This window comes from Bradyrhizobium sp. 604_D8_N2_3, assembly GCF_051810765.1.
GTDB lineage: Bacteria > Pseudomonadota > Alphaproteobacteria > Rhizobiales > Xanthobacteraceae > Bradyrhizobium > Bradyrhizobium barranii.
Genome location: NZ_JBPWPM010000001.1, coordinates 9,082,727 through 9,098,252, shown reverse-complemented (window position 1 = coordinate 9,098,252; position 15,526 = coordinate 9,082,727). Strand labels below are relative to the sequence as shown.

At 65.1% G+C, this 15,526-nt stretch carries 14 protein-coding genes; 2 read left to right on the top strand and 12 right to left on the bottom strand.

The annotated features are described in order from the left end of the window. Window positions 1-89: 89 nt before the first annotated feature. Window positions 90-584, bottom strand: a complete 495-nt coding sequence (locus AB7245_RS43745) for a VOC family protein (RefSeq protein ID WP_085403985.1) — start codon at window positions 582-584, stop codon at window positions 90-92. 90 nt (window positions 585-674) lie between these two features. Beyond that, complete coding sequence (locus tag AB7245_RS43740) at window positions 675-1,220, bottom strand: carboxymuconolactone decarboxylase family protein (RefSeq protein WP_014491220.1); 546 nt, start codon at window positions 1,218-1,220, stop codon at window positions 675-677. A 136-nt stretch (window positions 1,221-1,356) separates the two neighbouring features. Here AB7245_RS43740 and AB7245_RS43735 point away from each other — a divergent pair, with 136 nt between their 5' ends. Further along, the gene (locus tag AB7245_RS43735) at window positions 1,357-2,556 is read left to right on the top strand and encodes an acyl-CoA dehydrogenase family protein (RefSeq protein ID WP_085403984.1); all 1,200 of its coding nucleotides are present in this window, start codon (window positions 1,357-1,359) and stop codon (window positions 2,554-2,556) included. 135 nt (window positions 2,557-2,691) lie between these two features. Continuing rightward, window positions 2,692-3,831 (top strand): acyl-CoA dehydrogenase family protein, encoded by a 1,140-nt coding sequence (locus AB7245_RS43730; protein WP_085403983.1) that lies wholly within the window; start codon window positions 2,692-2,694, stop codon window positions 3,829-3,831. A 278-nt stretch (window positions 3,832-4,109) separates the two neighbouring features. Here the strand turns inward: AB7245_RS43730 and AB7245_RS43725 are convergent, their stop codons facing one another. The 10 genes from AB7245_RS43725 to AB7245_RS43680 form a co-directional block, all read right to left on the bottom strand. Beyond that, window positions 4,110-5,147, bottom strand: coding sequence for an amino acid ABC transporter substrate-binding protein (locus tag AB7245_RS43725; protein ID WP_063985936.1), 1,038 nt, complete (start codon window positions 5,145-5,147; stop codon window positions 4,110-4,112). A gap of 55 nt (window positions 5,148-5,202) precedes the next feature. After that, window positions 5,203-5,796, bottom strand: coding sequence for a L,D-transpeptidase (locus AB7245_RS43720; RefSeq protein WP_085403982.1), 594 nt, complete (start codon window positions 5,794-5,796; stop codon window positions 5,203-5,205). A 350-nt stretch (window positions 5,797-6,146) separates the two neighbouring features. Beyond that, entirely contained in the window at window positions 6,147-7,121 is a 975-nt protein-coding gene (locus AB7245_RS43715; protein WP_085403981.1) for a hypothetical protein, read from the bottom strand. A gap of 84 nt (window positions 7,122-7,205) precedes the next feature. Continuing rightward, the gene (locus AB7245_RS43710) at window positions 7,206-7,769 is read right to left on the bottom strand and encodes a thioredoxin family protein (protein WP_085403980.1); all 564 of its coding nucleotides are present in this window, start codon (window positions 7,767-7,769) and stop codon (window positions 7,206-7,208) included. Between the two features lie 31 nt (window positions 7,770-7,800). Further along, window positions 7,801-8,499, bottom strand: coding sequence for a cytochrome c biogenesis CcdA family protein (locus AB7245_RS43705; protein ID WP_085403979.1), 699 nt, complete (start codon window positions 8,497-8,499; stop codon window positions 7,801-7,803). A gap of 434 nt (window positions 8,500-8,933) precedes the next feature. After that, a complete protein-coding gene (locus AB7245_RS43700; protein WP_028151983.1) occupies window positions 8,934-9,545 on the bottom strand; it encodes a sigma-70 family RNA polymerase sigma factor in 612 nt (203 codons plus the stop codon). Between the two features lie 322 nt (window positions 9,546-9,867). Further along, a complete protein-coding gene (locus AB7245_RS43695; protein WP_028151984.1) occupies window positions 9,868-10,599 on the bottom strand; it encodes a response regulator in 732 nt (243 codons plus the stop codon). Window positions 10,600-10,623: 24 nt separating this feature from the next. Then, window positions 10,624-12,369 carry an ATP-binding response regulator gene (locus tag AB7245_RS43690; protein WP_063979952.1) on the bottom strand — a complete coding sequence of 582 codons (1,746 nt, stop codon included), beginning with the start codon at window positions 12,367-12,369 and terminating at the stop codon, window positions 10,624-10,626. After that, the gene (locus AB7245_RS43685; RefSeq protein ID WP_223154137.1) at window positions 12,339-14,339 is read right to left on the bottom strand and encodes a sensor histidine kinase; all 2,001 of its coding nucleotides are present in this window, start codon (window positions 14,337-14,339) and stop codon (window positions 12,339-12,341) included. Before AB7245_RS43685 ends, AB7245_RS43690 begins: the two co-directional genes overlap by 31 nt. Before the next feature lie 83 nt (window positions 14,340-14,422). Beyond that, a complete protein-coding gene (locus AB7245_RS43680) occupies window positions 14,423-15,418 on the bottom strand; it encodes a TRAP transporter substrate-binding protein (protein WP_085404085.1) in 996 nt (331 codons plus the stop codon). Window positions 15,419-15,526 lie beyond the last annotated feature (108 nt).

Sequence of the window (15,526 nt, the reverse complement as noted above, 5' to 3'; positions counted from 1 at the left end):
GAAGCGCCGTGCCCACCATCGACCTCTCAACGTGCCTCGCGAGAGGTGGTGGGCACGCTACGCTTTGCCCACCCTACGAGACTACGGCATCACCCCTCCCGCTGCTTCAGCAACGCCTCGACATCCAGCCGCTTCGTGATCATCGCCAGCTTGCCATCCGGCCCGAGCGGCCATTGCTCTTTCGGCTTGTCCCAATACAGCTCCACGCCGTTCTCGTCGGGATCGCGCAGATACAGCGCCTCGCTGACGCCGTGATCGCTGGCGCCGTCGAGCGCAATGCCGGCCGACAGCACACGATGGAGCGCATCCGCCAGCGCCGGCCGCGTCGGATAGAGGATCGCGGTGTGGAAGAGGCCCGTCGTGCCCGGCGGCGGCGGCGAGCCGCCCTTGCTCTCCCAGGTGTTGAGCCCGATGTGGTGATGATAGCCGCCGGCCGAGATGAAGGCCGCGCCCGAGCCCATGCGCTGCATCAGCTCGAAGCCGAGCACGCCGCAATAGAAGCCGAGCGCACGATCGAGATCGGCGACCTTGAGATGAACGTGGCCGATCCTTGTGCCGGCATGGACGGCTGGGCTTTGCGACATGGTGCTGCTCCGTTGACCAACTCCAGATAAGGCCGGCTCCGGGACAGCGCTACCTGCCTATCCCGAAACCCATCGTTTCCGGATGCGAAACTATGAGAGCTCCGGCACCTCGCCCTCCGGCAGCTCGAACTCGAACGTGTTCAATGTCATGGATACCATTGTGTAATAGCCGCACAGCCCGATCACCTCGACCACGCCGCGCTCGCTGAGGACCTTCACCGCCGCATCGTAAAGCCCCTTCTCGACGCCATGGCCTTCATGCAGCGACTTCGCGACGTCGTAGATCATCTGGCCCTTGGGATCGTCGAAGACAGGCGTGCGGCGATCGCGGATCGCGTCGATGATCTCAGGATCCATGCCGCCCTGGAGCGCCAGGCGCTTATGCGCATACCATTCGTAATGCGCAGTCCAGTGCCGCGCCGTCACCAGGATCGCGATCTCCGAAAGCTTGGCAGGGAATATCGTGTCGTAGCGCAGGACTTCGCCGAGCCGCGTGGCGTGACGGGCCATGTCGGGGCTGTTGAGCCAGGCCATCATCGGCGCCGGCGGCTTGCCGCGCTTGCCGGCAATCGACTCGTCATAGGTCTGCCGCTGGCTCTCGTTCATTTCGCCAGGCGAAAGTAGTTTCAGGCGCATTGTTATTTCCTCTTTGTTTTCAAGCTCGCCGTGGCGGCGACTATAGCCGAATGCAGCGCCACGGAAGTGGTTGAATTCCACGGTGCGATGGCTCAGAGTCGCGCCCAACAAGTCTTTTTGATTGATGGAAACGACCATGAGTGAATCTGAACCCGCCGATCTTGAGAAATTCCGCGAGCAAACGCGCGCCTGGCTGGAAGCCAACTGCCCGCCGGAGATGCGCAAGCCGGTGACCTCGGACAGCGACGTGTTCTGGGGCGGACGCAATACGAAATTCGCGTCCGAGCCGCAGCGCCTCTGGTTCGAGCGCATGCGCGACAAGGGCTGGACCGTGCCGGACTGGCCTAGGGAATATGGCGGCGGTGGCCTGAGCGCTGCCGAGCACAAGGTGCTGCGCGCCGAGATGGCCAGGATGGGCGCGCGTCCGCCGCTGTCGAGCTTCGGCATCTGGATGCTGGGGCCGGCGCTGCTCAAATACGGCAACGAGGCGCAGAAGAAGGAGCACCTGCCTGACATCGCGGCGGGCCTGATCCGCTGGTGCCAGGGCTATTCTGAGCCGAACGCCGGCTCCGATCTCGCCTCGCTCCAGACCCGCGCCGAAAGTGACGGCGACGATTTCGTCATCACGGGGTCGAAGATCTGGACGTCTTACGCCAACTACGCCGACTGGATCTTCTGCCTCGTCCGCACCGATCCCGCGGCGAAGAAGCACGACGGCATCAGCTTCATCCTGTTCGACATGGCCTCGAAGGGCGTGACGACCAAGCCGATCCTTTTGATCTCGGGCTATTCGCCGTTCTGCGAAACCTTCTTCGACGGTGTCCGCGTTCCGAAGTCGCAATTGGTCGGCACCGTCAACCGCGGTTGGGACGTCGCAAAATATCTGCTGCAGCATGAGCGCGCGATGATATCAGGCATGGGCGAGCGCGGCGTCGGCCGGCCGCTCGGGCAGATCGCGGCGGATTCCGTCGGCACCGATGCACAAGGCAAGCTCGACGATTCCATGCTGCGCGGCCGGATCGCGAGCTTCGACGTCGACGAGGCAGCGCTCGCCGCTTGCGCCGAACGCGCCGTCGATCTCGCCAAGGCCGGCCAGGCGCATCCGGCGTTCTCGTCCGCGATGAAATATTACGGCACCGAGCTCAACAAGCGCCGTCACGAGATACTGATGTCGGCCGGTGGCGTCAACGCGCTGGAATGGGAGAGCGAGCGCTCCAGGCAGGGTGCCCGCCCGCGCGCCTGGCTGCGCACCAAGGCCAACTCGATCGAGGGCGGCACGACGGAGGTGATGCTCGGCATCGTCGCCAAGCGCATCCTCGATCTGCCGGGGGCGTGAGGCTTTCTGTCATTCCGGGGCGCGACGAAGTCGCGAACCCGGAATCCATTCTGCCGCCTGATGGATTCCGGGCCTGCGCCTGCGGCGCATCCCGGAATGACGACGACAAATAGATTTCGAATCGGAAACACGCACATGGCCCTCGTCCTCACAGAAGAACAATCGATGCTCCGCGATAGCGCGCGCGGGCTGATCAGCGACAAGGCGCCGGTGTCGCACCTGCGATCCCTGCGCGACGCCAAGGATCCCACCGGCTTCTCCAAGGAGCTGTGGCATTCCTTCGCCGAGATGGGCCTTGCCGGCCTCCTGGTGCCGGAAGAGTTCGGCGGCAGCGGCCTCGGCTTCATGGAAGCCGGTGTGGTGATGGAGGAGATCGGTCGCACCTTGATGCCGTCGCCGTTCCTCGCCACCAGCGTGGTCGCAGCCTCGGCGCTGAATCGCGGCGGCAATGCCGCGCAGAAGTCGGAATTTTTGCCGAAAATTTCCAACGGCTCGCTGCTCGCGACGCTCGCGATCGACGAAGGCGCCAAGCATCGCCCGCTTCAGACCAGCCTCCAGGCGGTGCGCGCCGGCAACGGCTTCAAGCTCTCCGGCGCCAAGGCGCTGGTCGTCGACGGCCACGTCGCGGACCTCTTCATCGTCGCGGCGCGCACCGCTGGCGCCGCCGGCGAGCGTGAAGGGCTGACGCTGTTCCTGGTCAATCCCAAGGCCAAGGGCGTTGCGATCGAGCGCACCATCATGGTCGATGCGCACAACGCGGCACGGATCGAGCTTGCCAATGTCGAGGTCAACGCCGATAGCGTGCTCGGCGAGGTCGATCAGGGTGCAGCGCTGCTCGACGGCGTGCTCGACATCGGCCGCGGCGCGGTCGCCGCCGAAATGGTGGGCTTGAGCGAAGAAGTCTTCAACCGCACCGTCGAGTACCTCAAGAACAGAAAGCAGTTCGGCAAGCTGATCGGCGAATTCCAGGCACTCCAACACCGTGCCGCCGAGCTCTATGTCGACATCGAGATCACCCGCGCCGCCACGATGAAGGCGCTCCAGGCGCTCGATGCCGACGTCGCCAAGGCCGCATCAAGCGTCGCCGTGGCCAAGGCCCGCGCCGGCACCACCGCCACCCGCGCGGTGCAGGAAGGCGTGCAGATGCATGGCGGCATGGGCATGACCGACCAGTTCGACATCGGCTTCTTCATGAAGCGCGCGCGCGTGTGCGAGGAGCTGTTCGGCGACGCGAACTACCACACCGAGCAGCTGGCAAGGGCGCGGGGGTATTGAGGCGAGTGGATGTGAGGCGCGAGGACGTGCCTCACACGCGGTGTCGTCGCCCGGCTTGACCGGGCGATCCAGTACGCCGCGGCCTGTCCGCATACGATTGACGTCTCGGAATACTGAATCGCCCGGTCAAGCCGGGCGATGACAGTTGAGAGTGTGGAGAAAGCTTGCCCCGAGCTCGTCATTGCGAGGAGCGAAGCGACGAAGCAATCCAGGCTGTCGCCGCGGAGGGATTCTGGATTGCTTCGCTTCGCTCGCAATGACGGCGGTGAGACCGCCGATTACCTCATCGGCGGCGCGTACTGCACGCCACCGGCATTCCACAGCTGGTTCATGCCGCGCGGGATCTTCAGCTTGGACTTCTCGCCGATGTTGCGCTCGTACATCTCGCCGTAATTGCCGACGTTACGGATGATGCGGACGACCCAGTCCTTGGTGAGGCCGAGCTGCTCGCCGTAATTGCCCTCGGTGCCGACCAGGCGCATCACTTCCGGCTTCTTCGACTTCAGCGCCTCGTCGATGTTCTCCGAGCTCACGCCGAGCTCTTCGGCGTTGATCATCGCGTAGAGCGTCCACTTCACGATCATCATCCAGTCGTCGTCGCGCTGGCGCACCACGGGCGCGAGCGGCTCCTTTGAGATCATGTCCGGCAGGATCATATGGTCGCCGGGCTTGGAGAGATTGAGCCGCAGCGCGTAGAGCTGCGAGACGTCGGCGCTCAGCGTGTCGCACTTGCCGGAGTCGTAGGCCTTCACCACGTCATCCAGCTTGTCGAACTTCACCTCTTCATACTTCATGTTGTTGGCACGGAAGTAGTCGGCGACGTTGAGCAGCGTTGTCGTGCCAGCCTGCACGCAGACCTTGCTGCCGGTCAGGTCCAGCGAAGTCTCCTTGTTGCGTGAACGCGGCAGCATGAAGCCGGCGCCGTCGTAGTAGGCCACCGCCGGGAAATAGAGGTCATAGTCGAGCTCGCGCGCCATGCTCCAGGTCGAGTTGCGCGAGAGGATGTCCACCTTGCGGCTCTGCAATTCCTTGAAGCGCTCGCTGGCGTCGAGTGGAACGAACTTGGCCTTGCCGGGATCGTTGAAGATGGCGGCTGCCACCGCGCGACAGAAATCGACGTCGAATCCGGTCCAGTTGCCCTTGTCATCGGGGATCGAGAAGCCCGGCAGGCCCTTGTTGACGCCGCACAGCACCTCGCCGCGGCGAACGGTGCGCTTCAGGGTGCGGGTATCGTAGAACTCATAGATCACCGCCAGGGCGCCGACCAGTACGGCAACGGCGAGCCCGATCAGCAGGCCGCCTCGAAAAGTGCGCATCATGTTGCTCTCTCGAAATAATCGGGAAAAGGACTATTCGCTAAGGCGAGGAAGATCAGAGTTCGGGCTTCTGTCGGATGACCACCTTGGTGCCAACCGGGACGCGATCGTAGAGATCGGCGACGTCATGGTTGACGAGACGGAAGCAGCCCGAGGATACCTTGGTGCCGATCGTATCAGGACGGTTGGTGCCGTGGATGCGGTAGACGGTGGTGCCGAGATACATGGCGCGGGCACCGAGCGGATTGCCGGGGCCGCCGGCCATGAAGCGCGGCAGATAGGGCTGGCGCTGGATCATCTCCGGCGGCGGCGTCCAGTCCGGCCACTCCTTCTTGTTGGTGATGTTCACCAGGCCCTGCCATTGGAAGCCGTCGCGGCCGACGCCGATGCCGTAACGGATCGCGCGCCCGCCCGGCTGCACCAGATAGAGGTGGCGCTCGGCGGTCGAGATGATGATGGTGCCCGGCGTCTCGGTGGTGCGGAAGTACACGACCTGCTTCTGCCATTCCGGCTCGAGCTGGTAGGCGTCGTCGGCGACCAGGCCCGGCTCGTCGCCGCGGTCAAGCTGCTGGGCGGAGGCGTATGAGGTGGTCAGGACCAGGCCCAGCACCGCGATGAACGCCCCGGTCAGGCGACGATAATCCGTCATTTCAAGCTCTCCCCGCTGCCACAGCGTAAATCATTCGGACCATCTGAACTCAGGGGCAGCTTCGTGGCAAGTTCATGGCGCGCCCGGCTGGTATGTCACGAGAATGCTTTGGTTTTTTGACGAGGCCGGGCAATGCCACAAACAGGGGGTGGCGCGAAAAGCAGTGCCGGCGCCATCCTCCGGGCGGCGGGCTGTCAAATCTGCATCCGTCAGGCCCTGGCTTGTCCCGCCTGCGCGGCCGAAGCCGCTTCGGCGAGGCGAAGGCCCGAGCATCCACGTTCTTCGTGCCCTGGGTAAAGACGTGGATGGCCGGGACAAGCCCGGCCATGACGACGTGGGCGTAGCGCGCTCTAAATCTTGCTATTCTCCGCCGCAATCCCAAGACGTCGGACGATTTCGGCACCCACCGCGCGAGCCTCGATCCGCGACCCGATTCGTGGGCTGCGAAAGCGTCGCCCCGAGCGCAATCGGATGGTGACGATGCAGTGCTCGTCCTCGGATCGGCCGCGGCGGTCGACGGTGATCGTCTTCACGTCGTGCCCCTCGATATGATCGGCGCGCGGCGTGCCGTCGCCCCACAGGCGTTCGACGCGGATATCGCTCTCGCGGATGATCCAGAACGCGCCGGTCACGAGGTTGGCGTATCGGTAAACCGCGAATGCGGCGATCGCGCCGAGCGGCAGCAGCAGGATGTCGACATGGCTGGGCGGCCATCCACGCCAGAGCTTGTAGGCGTAGGGAACGGCGGACAAGGCGACGGCGATCAGCGCGACGATCCTTATGTCCCGGGCGGAAAACGCCTCGAGCGGCTCGCCGAGACGCATCTCGGGATTGCTGGCATCGAGCGGATTGACGGGTGACTCGACGTCGGGGACATCGAACTGCGCGGCGATCCGCGCCACGGTATCGCGTACATGCGTGACGTCGGAGATCGGCGGGGACGTCAGGCGCTCCCCCGAGGCCAGCGTGAAGGCCAGCTGGAAACGGGCCTTCGCCCGCTTGCTGCCGGGAACCTGTAATCCCCTGATGTCGTCCTTCGCGACGATCCTGGTCCGGAGTTTTCCGAACGGCCGCTGTTGCCCGATCAGGATCTCGTTCGGCGTGATGATCCACACCACCGCAGGCGCCAGCATGATGCCGACCACGAACGCAGTTCCCACGAGGAGCGCGGCCACCGAGACGATCACCTCCAAAGTGTCGTGCGTGAACAGGCCCGGCGTGAAGCACAGCGCCACGGCGGCCGCAAAGCCGGACATGACCAGCCGCTGCGCGATCGAGGCGCCTTCGCGAAGGCGAATGTCGGGGCTGGTGGTCGCGTCGTCCATTGCGGGCGCTGATTCCGTCGCTCGGGAAACTCCACGGACGGGTCCGTGGAGTCAAGCAACAACGGCGGCAGCGGCGAGCCGGCCTCAGCTGCTGGCGTTCAGCAGCTTTGCCACGGTGCGGTCGATCTCGTCGTAGCGGCCCTCGCCCTCGTGCTGGAACACGATCTTGCCGCTCTGGTCGATAATGTATTGCGCCGGCCAATACTGGTTCTGGTAGGCGTTCCAGGTCTTGGAATCGTTGTCCTGCGCCACCGGATAGGTGATGCCGTGGCGCTTCAGCGCGGCCTGCACATTGGCGGCGGAGCGCTCGAACGGGAATTCCGGCGTGTGCACGCCGACCACGACGAGGCCCTTGTCCTTGTACTTGGCATAGAGGTCTGTGACGTGCGGCAGCGTGTTGACGCAGTTGACGCAGCCATAGGTCCAGAAGTCGACCAGCACGACCTTGCCGCGGAGGTCGGCGATGCTCAGCGGCTTCGAGTTGAACCAGGTGTTGATGCCGGTGAAGTCAGGTGCGGTCTGCTGGCTTGCGGCAGCGGTGACGACAGGGGTGGCGCGCACGGCCTCGTCGCAGATGCCGGGGATGACGGCGCCTGTCACGGCCATGCCGATCAGTGCGGCGGAGACGGCGAGCAGTTTGAAAGTCATGGAAGCGTCCTCCGGTGAAGATGAGGGATGATCACAGGCCGATCTGGCCGGTGGGATAGAATCCGGTGAGCCACGCCACGATCAGCGTGTCGTACTGGAAATAGGCGGCGACCGCGAAGGCGATCACGACGACACCAAAGCCCTGCTGCAGCCGCGGGGAGATCCGCGCGAGGCTGCGCACGCGCGTGGTCGCAGCCTGTCCGCCATAGGCGATCGCGAGCATCGGGATCGCCGCGCCGATGGCATAGGCAATCAACAGCACGCCGGCCCAGCTGGCGTTCTTCGACGTCGCGACCAGCGTCAGGATCGAGCCGAGCACGGGACCGGCGCAGGGCGTCCAGACCAGGCCGAGCGTGGTTCCGAGCACGAGGCCGCCAAGCGCGCCCTCGCGCTGCACGGCGCCGGAATTGCCGAGATCGAGCCAGCCGTTGAGCCGGATCGAGAGCCATTCGAACGGCGCCGGCCACAGCATCAACAGGCCGAAGCCGAGCAGCAGGATCGACGCGGCCTCGCGCAGCACGTTCGGATCGAAGTCGAACAGGCGCGTGATCGCACCCAACAGCAGCGCGGTCGCCGAGAACGAGACGACGAAGCCGAGCGCGATCATCGCGGGCCGCAAGTGCCCCGCCCGCCCGATCGAGGCGCCGAGCAGGATCGGCAGCATCGGCAGCGTGCAGGGCGCGGCGATGGTGAGGATGCCGGCAAGGACGGCGAAGACAAGTTCGAGCATCGGGCACTCGTGAAGGAGGTCACGAGGGCAGTTCGGGATGGCTGCGCGCGTTGTTACGTGGCGTCACACGTTCGTGAGGGGGCGGCTGCTTGGTGTGGGGCGTGCCGGGCGGCATTGCGAGGCAGCCCTGTTGGCCACGGCGCCGGCGCGCTCCCTCCCCCGCAAGGGGGGAGGGAATGATGGAGCGGTGCCCGCCTCACTTGGGTGGCGAGAATGGGCCTCAGCCCGCCAAACACAAAACGACCCGGAGGGGGGCATCCCGTCCGGGTCGCTGGAAGTCTTGGGAGGTTTAACGAAACCGTATGTGAGCTTTGTAGGAGGGAAGTTTTTCCGCCTGATGTTGTGCTTTGTTTCAATTATTTCGTCGGCGGTAACACTTCCGTGTCCGGGGACCGGGCCGAAACTTCGGTCCTATCCCATTGAAATCCTTGGTCTTAGGCGGCGAAACGGTCGACGCCGGCGCCCTTAAGCAAATCGGCCAGTTGCTTGCGCGCATAGAACATCCGGGTCTTCACCGTGCTCTGCGGGATGCCGATGATCTGACCGACCTCCTCCACCGACTTCTCATGGTAGTAGACGAGGTTGATGATCTCGCGATGCGCGGGCGACAGTTTTTGCACGCAGGCGCGCAGAATGGCGCTGGTGTCGTTGCGGTCGAGCGAGGTCTCGGGCGTCTCGGCATCGTCAGGAATCTGGCGCACGTCGTCCTGGTCGATGTCCTCGAAGCGGCGCTGGCGCATCGCGGTCAGCGCCTTGAAGCGTGCGATCGAGAGCAGCCAGGTCGAGACCTGCGAGCGGCCCTGGAACTGGCCTGCCGTGCGCCACACGTCGAGGAACACCTGGCTGACCAGGTCTTCCGCCGTGGTCGCGTCACGCACGATGCGCAGGATGAAGCGATACACCCGCACATTGTGCCGGCAATAGAGGATGTGCATGGACGTCCGGTTGCCGTCCGCAATGCTCTCCAGGAGCATGTCGTCCGAGGTCGCCTGAGCGGCAATGATGCTCTGGCTGGCTTGGGCGTTGATGGCGATGACGTTCGGCATTGACTTAGCTCCCCGTAGCGCCGCAACCGAGCGGCGTTTCCTTGGACCAAAGTGTTAATCAGCGAACGTTTCGGGACGTCTGCACGAAAAGCGAAAAATGGTTTCGTGCGCCGCCAAATTGTTTCGTCGGACAGACCGCGACGAAACATTCGGGGCGAAAAGCCGTGGAATTTCAATGTACGGAAAATACGGGGGTGAGGATTGGGGAGCGCCCGGGGCCGCCGGGAACGAAATTCCGGGCTTCGCGTTCGGTCGCGCCACCCATGCCGTCATTCCAGGGCGCGAAGCGAGCCCGGGACGACAGCGGTAGGCGTCGCGCGACTTACGCCTTCTCGCCCGCGGGCGAGAACAGATAGCCGCCGCCGCGGATGGTGCGGATCACGGCTGGCTTGGTCGGGTCGGGCTCGATCTTGCGGCGGATGCGCATGATGCGCAGATCCACGGCGCGGTCGAAGGCTTCGGCGTCGCGCGCATTGGCCAGTTCGAGCAGGCGCTCGCGCGACAGCACGCGCTTCGGATTGGCCGCGAACACCTTGAGCAGCCCGAACTCGGAGGCGGTGAGCGGGTGCTCGTTGCCTTCGTCGTCGCGCAAGGCCTGCGCTTCGAGGTCGAGCCATTTGGTGCCGAAGCGCACCAATTGATCCTTGTCCGATTTGGCGGGCGCGGTCTCGGCCGCCTTCACCGGCGTGCTTCGCCGCAACACCGAGCGGATGCGCGCCATCAGCTCGCGCAGCTCGCAGGGCTTTGCCACGTAATCGTCGGCGCCGAGCTCGAGACCGACGACACGGTCGATCGGGCTTGCGGTCGCCGTCAGCATGATCACGGGCACGTTGATGCGGCTCTTGAGGTCGCGGATGATCGAGAGGCCGTCTTCCTCGGGCATGTTGAGGTCGAGCACGACGAGGTCCGGCATGCTGCCGTCGATCGCGGTGCGCAAGCTCTTGCCGCCGTCGCACAGCGTCACGGTGAAGCCGTGCATCTTGAGGTAATCGCCGACCATCTCCCGGGCCGGGGCCTCGTCGTCGACGATCATGATGTGCTGGCTTTGGGTCATATCACTCAGATCTCGGTACTCGAATCACGGCAACTCGGTCGCGGGCAGGGTGATGGTGAAGGTCGATCCCTTGCCGGGACCGTCGCTCTCGGCCGTCACCTCGCCGCCATGCATGTCGATAATACGCTTGACGATGGAAAGCCCAAGCCCCGTCGAGCTCTCGCCCGCGGTCGGTTTGGCCGACAGCCGCTGGAACCGGCCGAACAGGCGGCCGAGATCCTCCGGCGACAGGCCGGCGCCCTCGTCGCTGACGCGGACGACGGTATCGCTGGCCTCATGGGTGACGGCGACGATGATCTTGCCGCCGATCGGTGAGTATTTGATGGCGTTGCTGATCAGATTGTCGATCGCCTCGCGGATGCGGTCGGTGTCGCACATGGTGACGATGTTGGGTGGCGCCGTGACGCTGATCGCCTGCTGCTTGTTGACGGCGAGCGGGTGGTTGGCATCGGCGACCTCTTTCACCAGCGCCGCGACGTCGACCGGCTCGCGGCGGATGGTAATGTCGAAGGCATCGGCCATCGCGTCCGAGATCAGATGATCAACCATCGTGGTCAGGCGCTTCGTCGCATCGCGGATGTGATCGACCTGGGCGACCACGCCATCGGACGAGGCGCCGGTCGAGATCAGCTCCTTCAGCATCTCGGTGCGGCCGAGGATGACGCCCAGCGGGTTCTTGAGGTCGTGGGCGACGGTGCCCAAAATCTCGTTCTTGAAGCCGTTGGCGCGCTGCAGCCGCAGCCATTGCGCCGAGAGGCGGCGGTTGGCCTGCATCAGCGCGCGGGTGCGCTGGGCGACGCGGTCCTCGAGCTGCGTGTTGGCGTCCTGGAGCTGCTGGTAGAGGATGACGTTGTCGAAGGCGATCGAGAGCCGGCTGGAGAAGATCTCGACCAGCGAGCGGTCGGTCTCGGACAGCTCGCGCTCGGCCTGCAGCAGCACCACCACCTCGCGGCCGGAGCCGGTCCGCAGATAGATCACGCTGCGGTGGTCGGCGAATTCGTTCTTGCGGCCCTGGAACGCGGCTTCCACCATCGTCCGCAGATCGGGGTCGAGCGCCTTCGACGAGGTCGTGCCGATGAAGCGGCTGTAGCAGCCGCTGCCGGCGAGCACGGAGAGCTCGGGGTCCACGCCGCCATTGTCGCGCAGCACCAGTATGCCGGCGCAATCGACATTGAGCAGCGAGGCGAGCTGGGTCAGCACGCCCTCGGCGAGCCGCTGCATCGACTTGAAGTCGTACAGCGTCGAGGCCGCGTCGATGATGATCTCGAGCCCGCGCCGCGTCTGCACCATGCGCTCGAGCTGCTGATAGGAGCGCAGCGCCGCGGTCAGCGAGGTGAACAGCTTGTCGGCGGTGAGCTCGGTCTTGGCCTTGTAGTCGTTGATGTCGTACTGGACGATCACGCGCCGCTCCGGCGCCTGGCCGGGCTGTCCCGTGCGCAGGATGATACGCACGGTCTCGTTCTTGAGCTCGTTGCGGATGAACTCGACCAGCTCGAGGCCGGCGACATCCGTCTCCATGATGACGTCGAGCAGCACGGCGGCGATGTCGCCATGCGCGGCCATCAGCTTGCGACCTTCCGCCGCGGAATGGGCGGAGAGGATCTCCAGCCCCTGGCCGTTGAGGCTGTAGTCGGACAGCGCGAAGCGGGTGCCGTCGTGCACGGCCGGATCGTCGTCGATGACGGCGATCTTCCACTTCCGTGCGTTCTGGTCCTCCGGTGCGGTACCGGTATCGTCGATCAGGTGGAGGACATCGTCCTGTTCGGCCATTGAGAAGTCCCGTCAGTCTCTGTGCTTTGCGCGCCGCCCTTGGCGACCCGGGGCATGATAATGCGAAAAGTAGTGCCTTGTCCCAGCTTGGATTCCAGCATCATGCGCCCGCCGAGCTGCTGGGTGACAAGGTTATAGACGATATGCAAGCCGAGTCCCGTACCACCTTCATTGCGCCGGGTGGTAAAGAATGGGTCAAAGGCCTGGCGCTGCACGTCAGGGGTCATGCCGGCCCCGTCATCGGCGAAGATGATCTCGATGTCGTCGGTCCCGCGCGGCCGCGCCGAGATCGTGATCGTGCCGGCGCGGCCGTCGGCAAAGGCGTGGTTGGCCGCGTTGAGGAAGAGGTTGGTCAGGATCTGGCCATAGGAGCCGGGATAGCCGTCGAGCAGGAGCCCCTCGGGCACGTCGGCCTGGAGCGTGATCGGCGAGCGCTTCAGGACCGGACGCAGGCTGGCGATGATTTGGTCGGTAGCTTCGCTGAGTGAGAACTGCCGCCGCTCGGCATGCGAGCGGTCGACCGCGACCTGCTTGAACGACTGGATCAGCTCGCCGGCGCGGGTGAGGTTGGCGACGAGCTGCTGCGAGGCGTCGCGCGAGGACTGCACGAACTCCTCCAGCTGCGAGCGGCGCAGGCCGCCGTCGCCCTTGAGCTGGGCCTCGAAGATCTCGGTGCGCCGGGCGAAGCTGGAGGCGACGGTCAGGCTGATGCCGATCGGGTTGTTGACCTCGTGCGCGACGCCGGCGACGAGTCCGCCGAGCGCCGCCAGCCGTTCGGCGTCGATCAAATTCTGCTGCGCGGTGTTGAGCTCGAGCAGCGCGCTCTCGGCCTTCTCCTTCGACGCGCGCAGCTCGTCCTCGGTCTCGCGCTTCGCGATCGCGTTCTCGCGGAACACCTCGACCGCGCGCGCCATGGCGCCGACCTCGTCGCGTGCCTTGGTGCCCTGCACCTCGCGGTCGAGGTCGCCGAGCGTGATCGCGCGCATCGCGGTCATGATCTGCTGCAGCGGCAGGCGGATCGACAGCGCGATCAGCACGCCCGCGGTGAGGATGATGCCGAGGAAAATCACCGCGATCGACAGCACCCGCCGCGAGATATCGGCGAGGGTACGATCAAACGTCTCCTGCGCCTTCTGCTCGCGCTGGCGCATCTTGGTGGAGAGGTCGTCGATGGCGCCGATCGCCTCGGCCTGGCTGGCGTCGATGGTGTTGCGCAGCAATTCGGTGCGGCTCGTCAGCTGCTCGGAGAGTTTTGCGAAACCCTCGCGCAGCGCCATGGTGCGGGTCCCGAGCCGTTGCAGCGCCATGCGCTGCAGGTCGTTGTCGGCGAGATCGATCATGACCGGAATGGTCTTCTCGATCGTCTCGGTGTTGCGGCGCGCGTCGTCAGCGGCACCGGGCGAGAGCGACAGATAGTAGGAGTTGGCGGCCACCAGCATCGCGGTGAAGGCTTCGCGGGACTTGCCGAGCGAGGGCCAGATCAAGGCGTCGCGATGGCCGGTGGCACCTTCGATGATGGAATAGAGCCCGGCCATGTCCCTGGCCGGGCCCTGCACCTGCTCCTCATAGGTCTTGGCGATGGTCGCCTGCACGCTGCGCAGCTCGCCGAAGCCGTTGAGGAAGCGGTCGGTGGTGCGCTCCAGCTCCTCGACTGAGCCCGACAGCATCGGGTCCTTGGCGGCACGGTCGGTGAGCGTGCCCAGCACCGCCTCGCGCAGCAGCAGGATCTCGGCAAATAGGTCCGGGCTCGGCTGGTTGATGTAGCGGTGGATCAGATTGTGCAGGCGCCCGGTCTCGCTCTCGAGCAGCGCCAGGATGCGGTCGGACTCGCGCACCTGGCGGACGTCGCCCCAGGCCGAGCCCAGCACCTGCGTGCCGTTCCAGATCAGCCCCACCAGCACCACGACCACGGCCGAGTTCAGCGCCGCGATCGACAGGATGCGCCAGCGGATCGGCACCGCGCGGAGCATCCCGACCAGGCGTGCGCGCAGCCGCCCGAGCGGGCCGGGCGGCCTGTCTGCGTGCTCGCTGTGTCCAAGTGCAGCCAAGCGGCTCACTCCACCTTGCGAATGCGTTCGATCAGCGCGGCCGCGGCGGGATCGCGCCCCGCCTTGGCATAGATCGCAGCCATCGCCTCCTCGAACGGCTTGCGGTCGATGTCCCTGGCGACGGTGATGCCGGCGGCTTCAGCCTTGTGCTGCGACTGCTCCTCGAGGTCGCGCCACTTCTCGCGCATGAACCGGCTGGAGTGAGCCGCGGCTTCGCGGAATATCTGCTGGTCGTCCGCCGACAGGCTTTTCCAGGCCTTCAGCGAGATCACCAGCACTTCCGGGCTCATCGTGTGCTCGGTGAGCGCGAGGTGGCCGGCATGTTTGTAATGGTCTGTCGTCACGAAAGATGGCCAGTTGTTTTCGGCGCCGTCGATCAGATGGTTGGCAAGCCCGGTGAGCACCTGCCCGTAGGGCATCTCGACCGGCTCGGCGCCGAGCGAGCGAATCATCTCGCTCATCAACTCCGACTGCTGCACCCGGATCCGCAATCCCCTGAGGTCGGCGACAGTCCGTATCGGACGGACGCCGTTGTAGATCGACCGCGCGCCGGAATCGTAGAAGGCGAGCCCGACGAAGCCGTAGGGCTCGAAACTGCCGAGGATCTCGCTGCCGATCGGCCCGTCCAGCACCTTCTGCATGTGCTCGATGGACCGGAACAGGAACGGCATGGCGAGCACGTTCATCGCCGGGACGAAGTTGCCGATCAGCGCCACATTGGTCCGGTTGAGGTCGATCGCGCCGACCCTGGTCTGCTCGATGGTCTCCTTCTCTTCGCCGAGCTGACGGGAATGGAACACCTTGATCTCGTGCCGGCCGCCGGTGCGCTCGGCAATCAGCGCGCCCATGTAGCGCAGCGCCTGGACGGTCGGGTAATCCTCGGCCTGGGTGTCGGCGGCGCGGAATTCGCGCGCAGCTGCGCTCGTCGCGCAGACCGCGAGCAGAAGCGCGACGAAGATCAACCCGGTCCGCGAGAGTTCGGCACGGTTCAGCACTGGCACACTCAACCCCTCAGTGGTGGAGTCTATGGCGAAGCAAAAAGGTTCAATGCAATCTAGCAGATGGTTGAGGGAAGGCCATCCCGCCGCACCCGGCGGAGCGATTGTGCG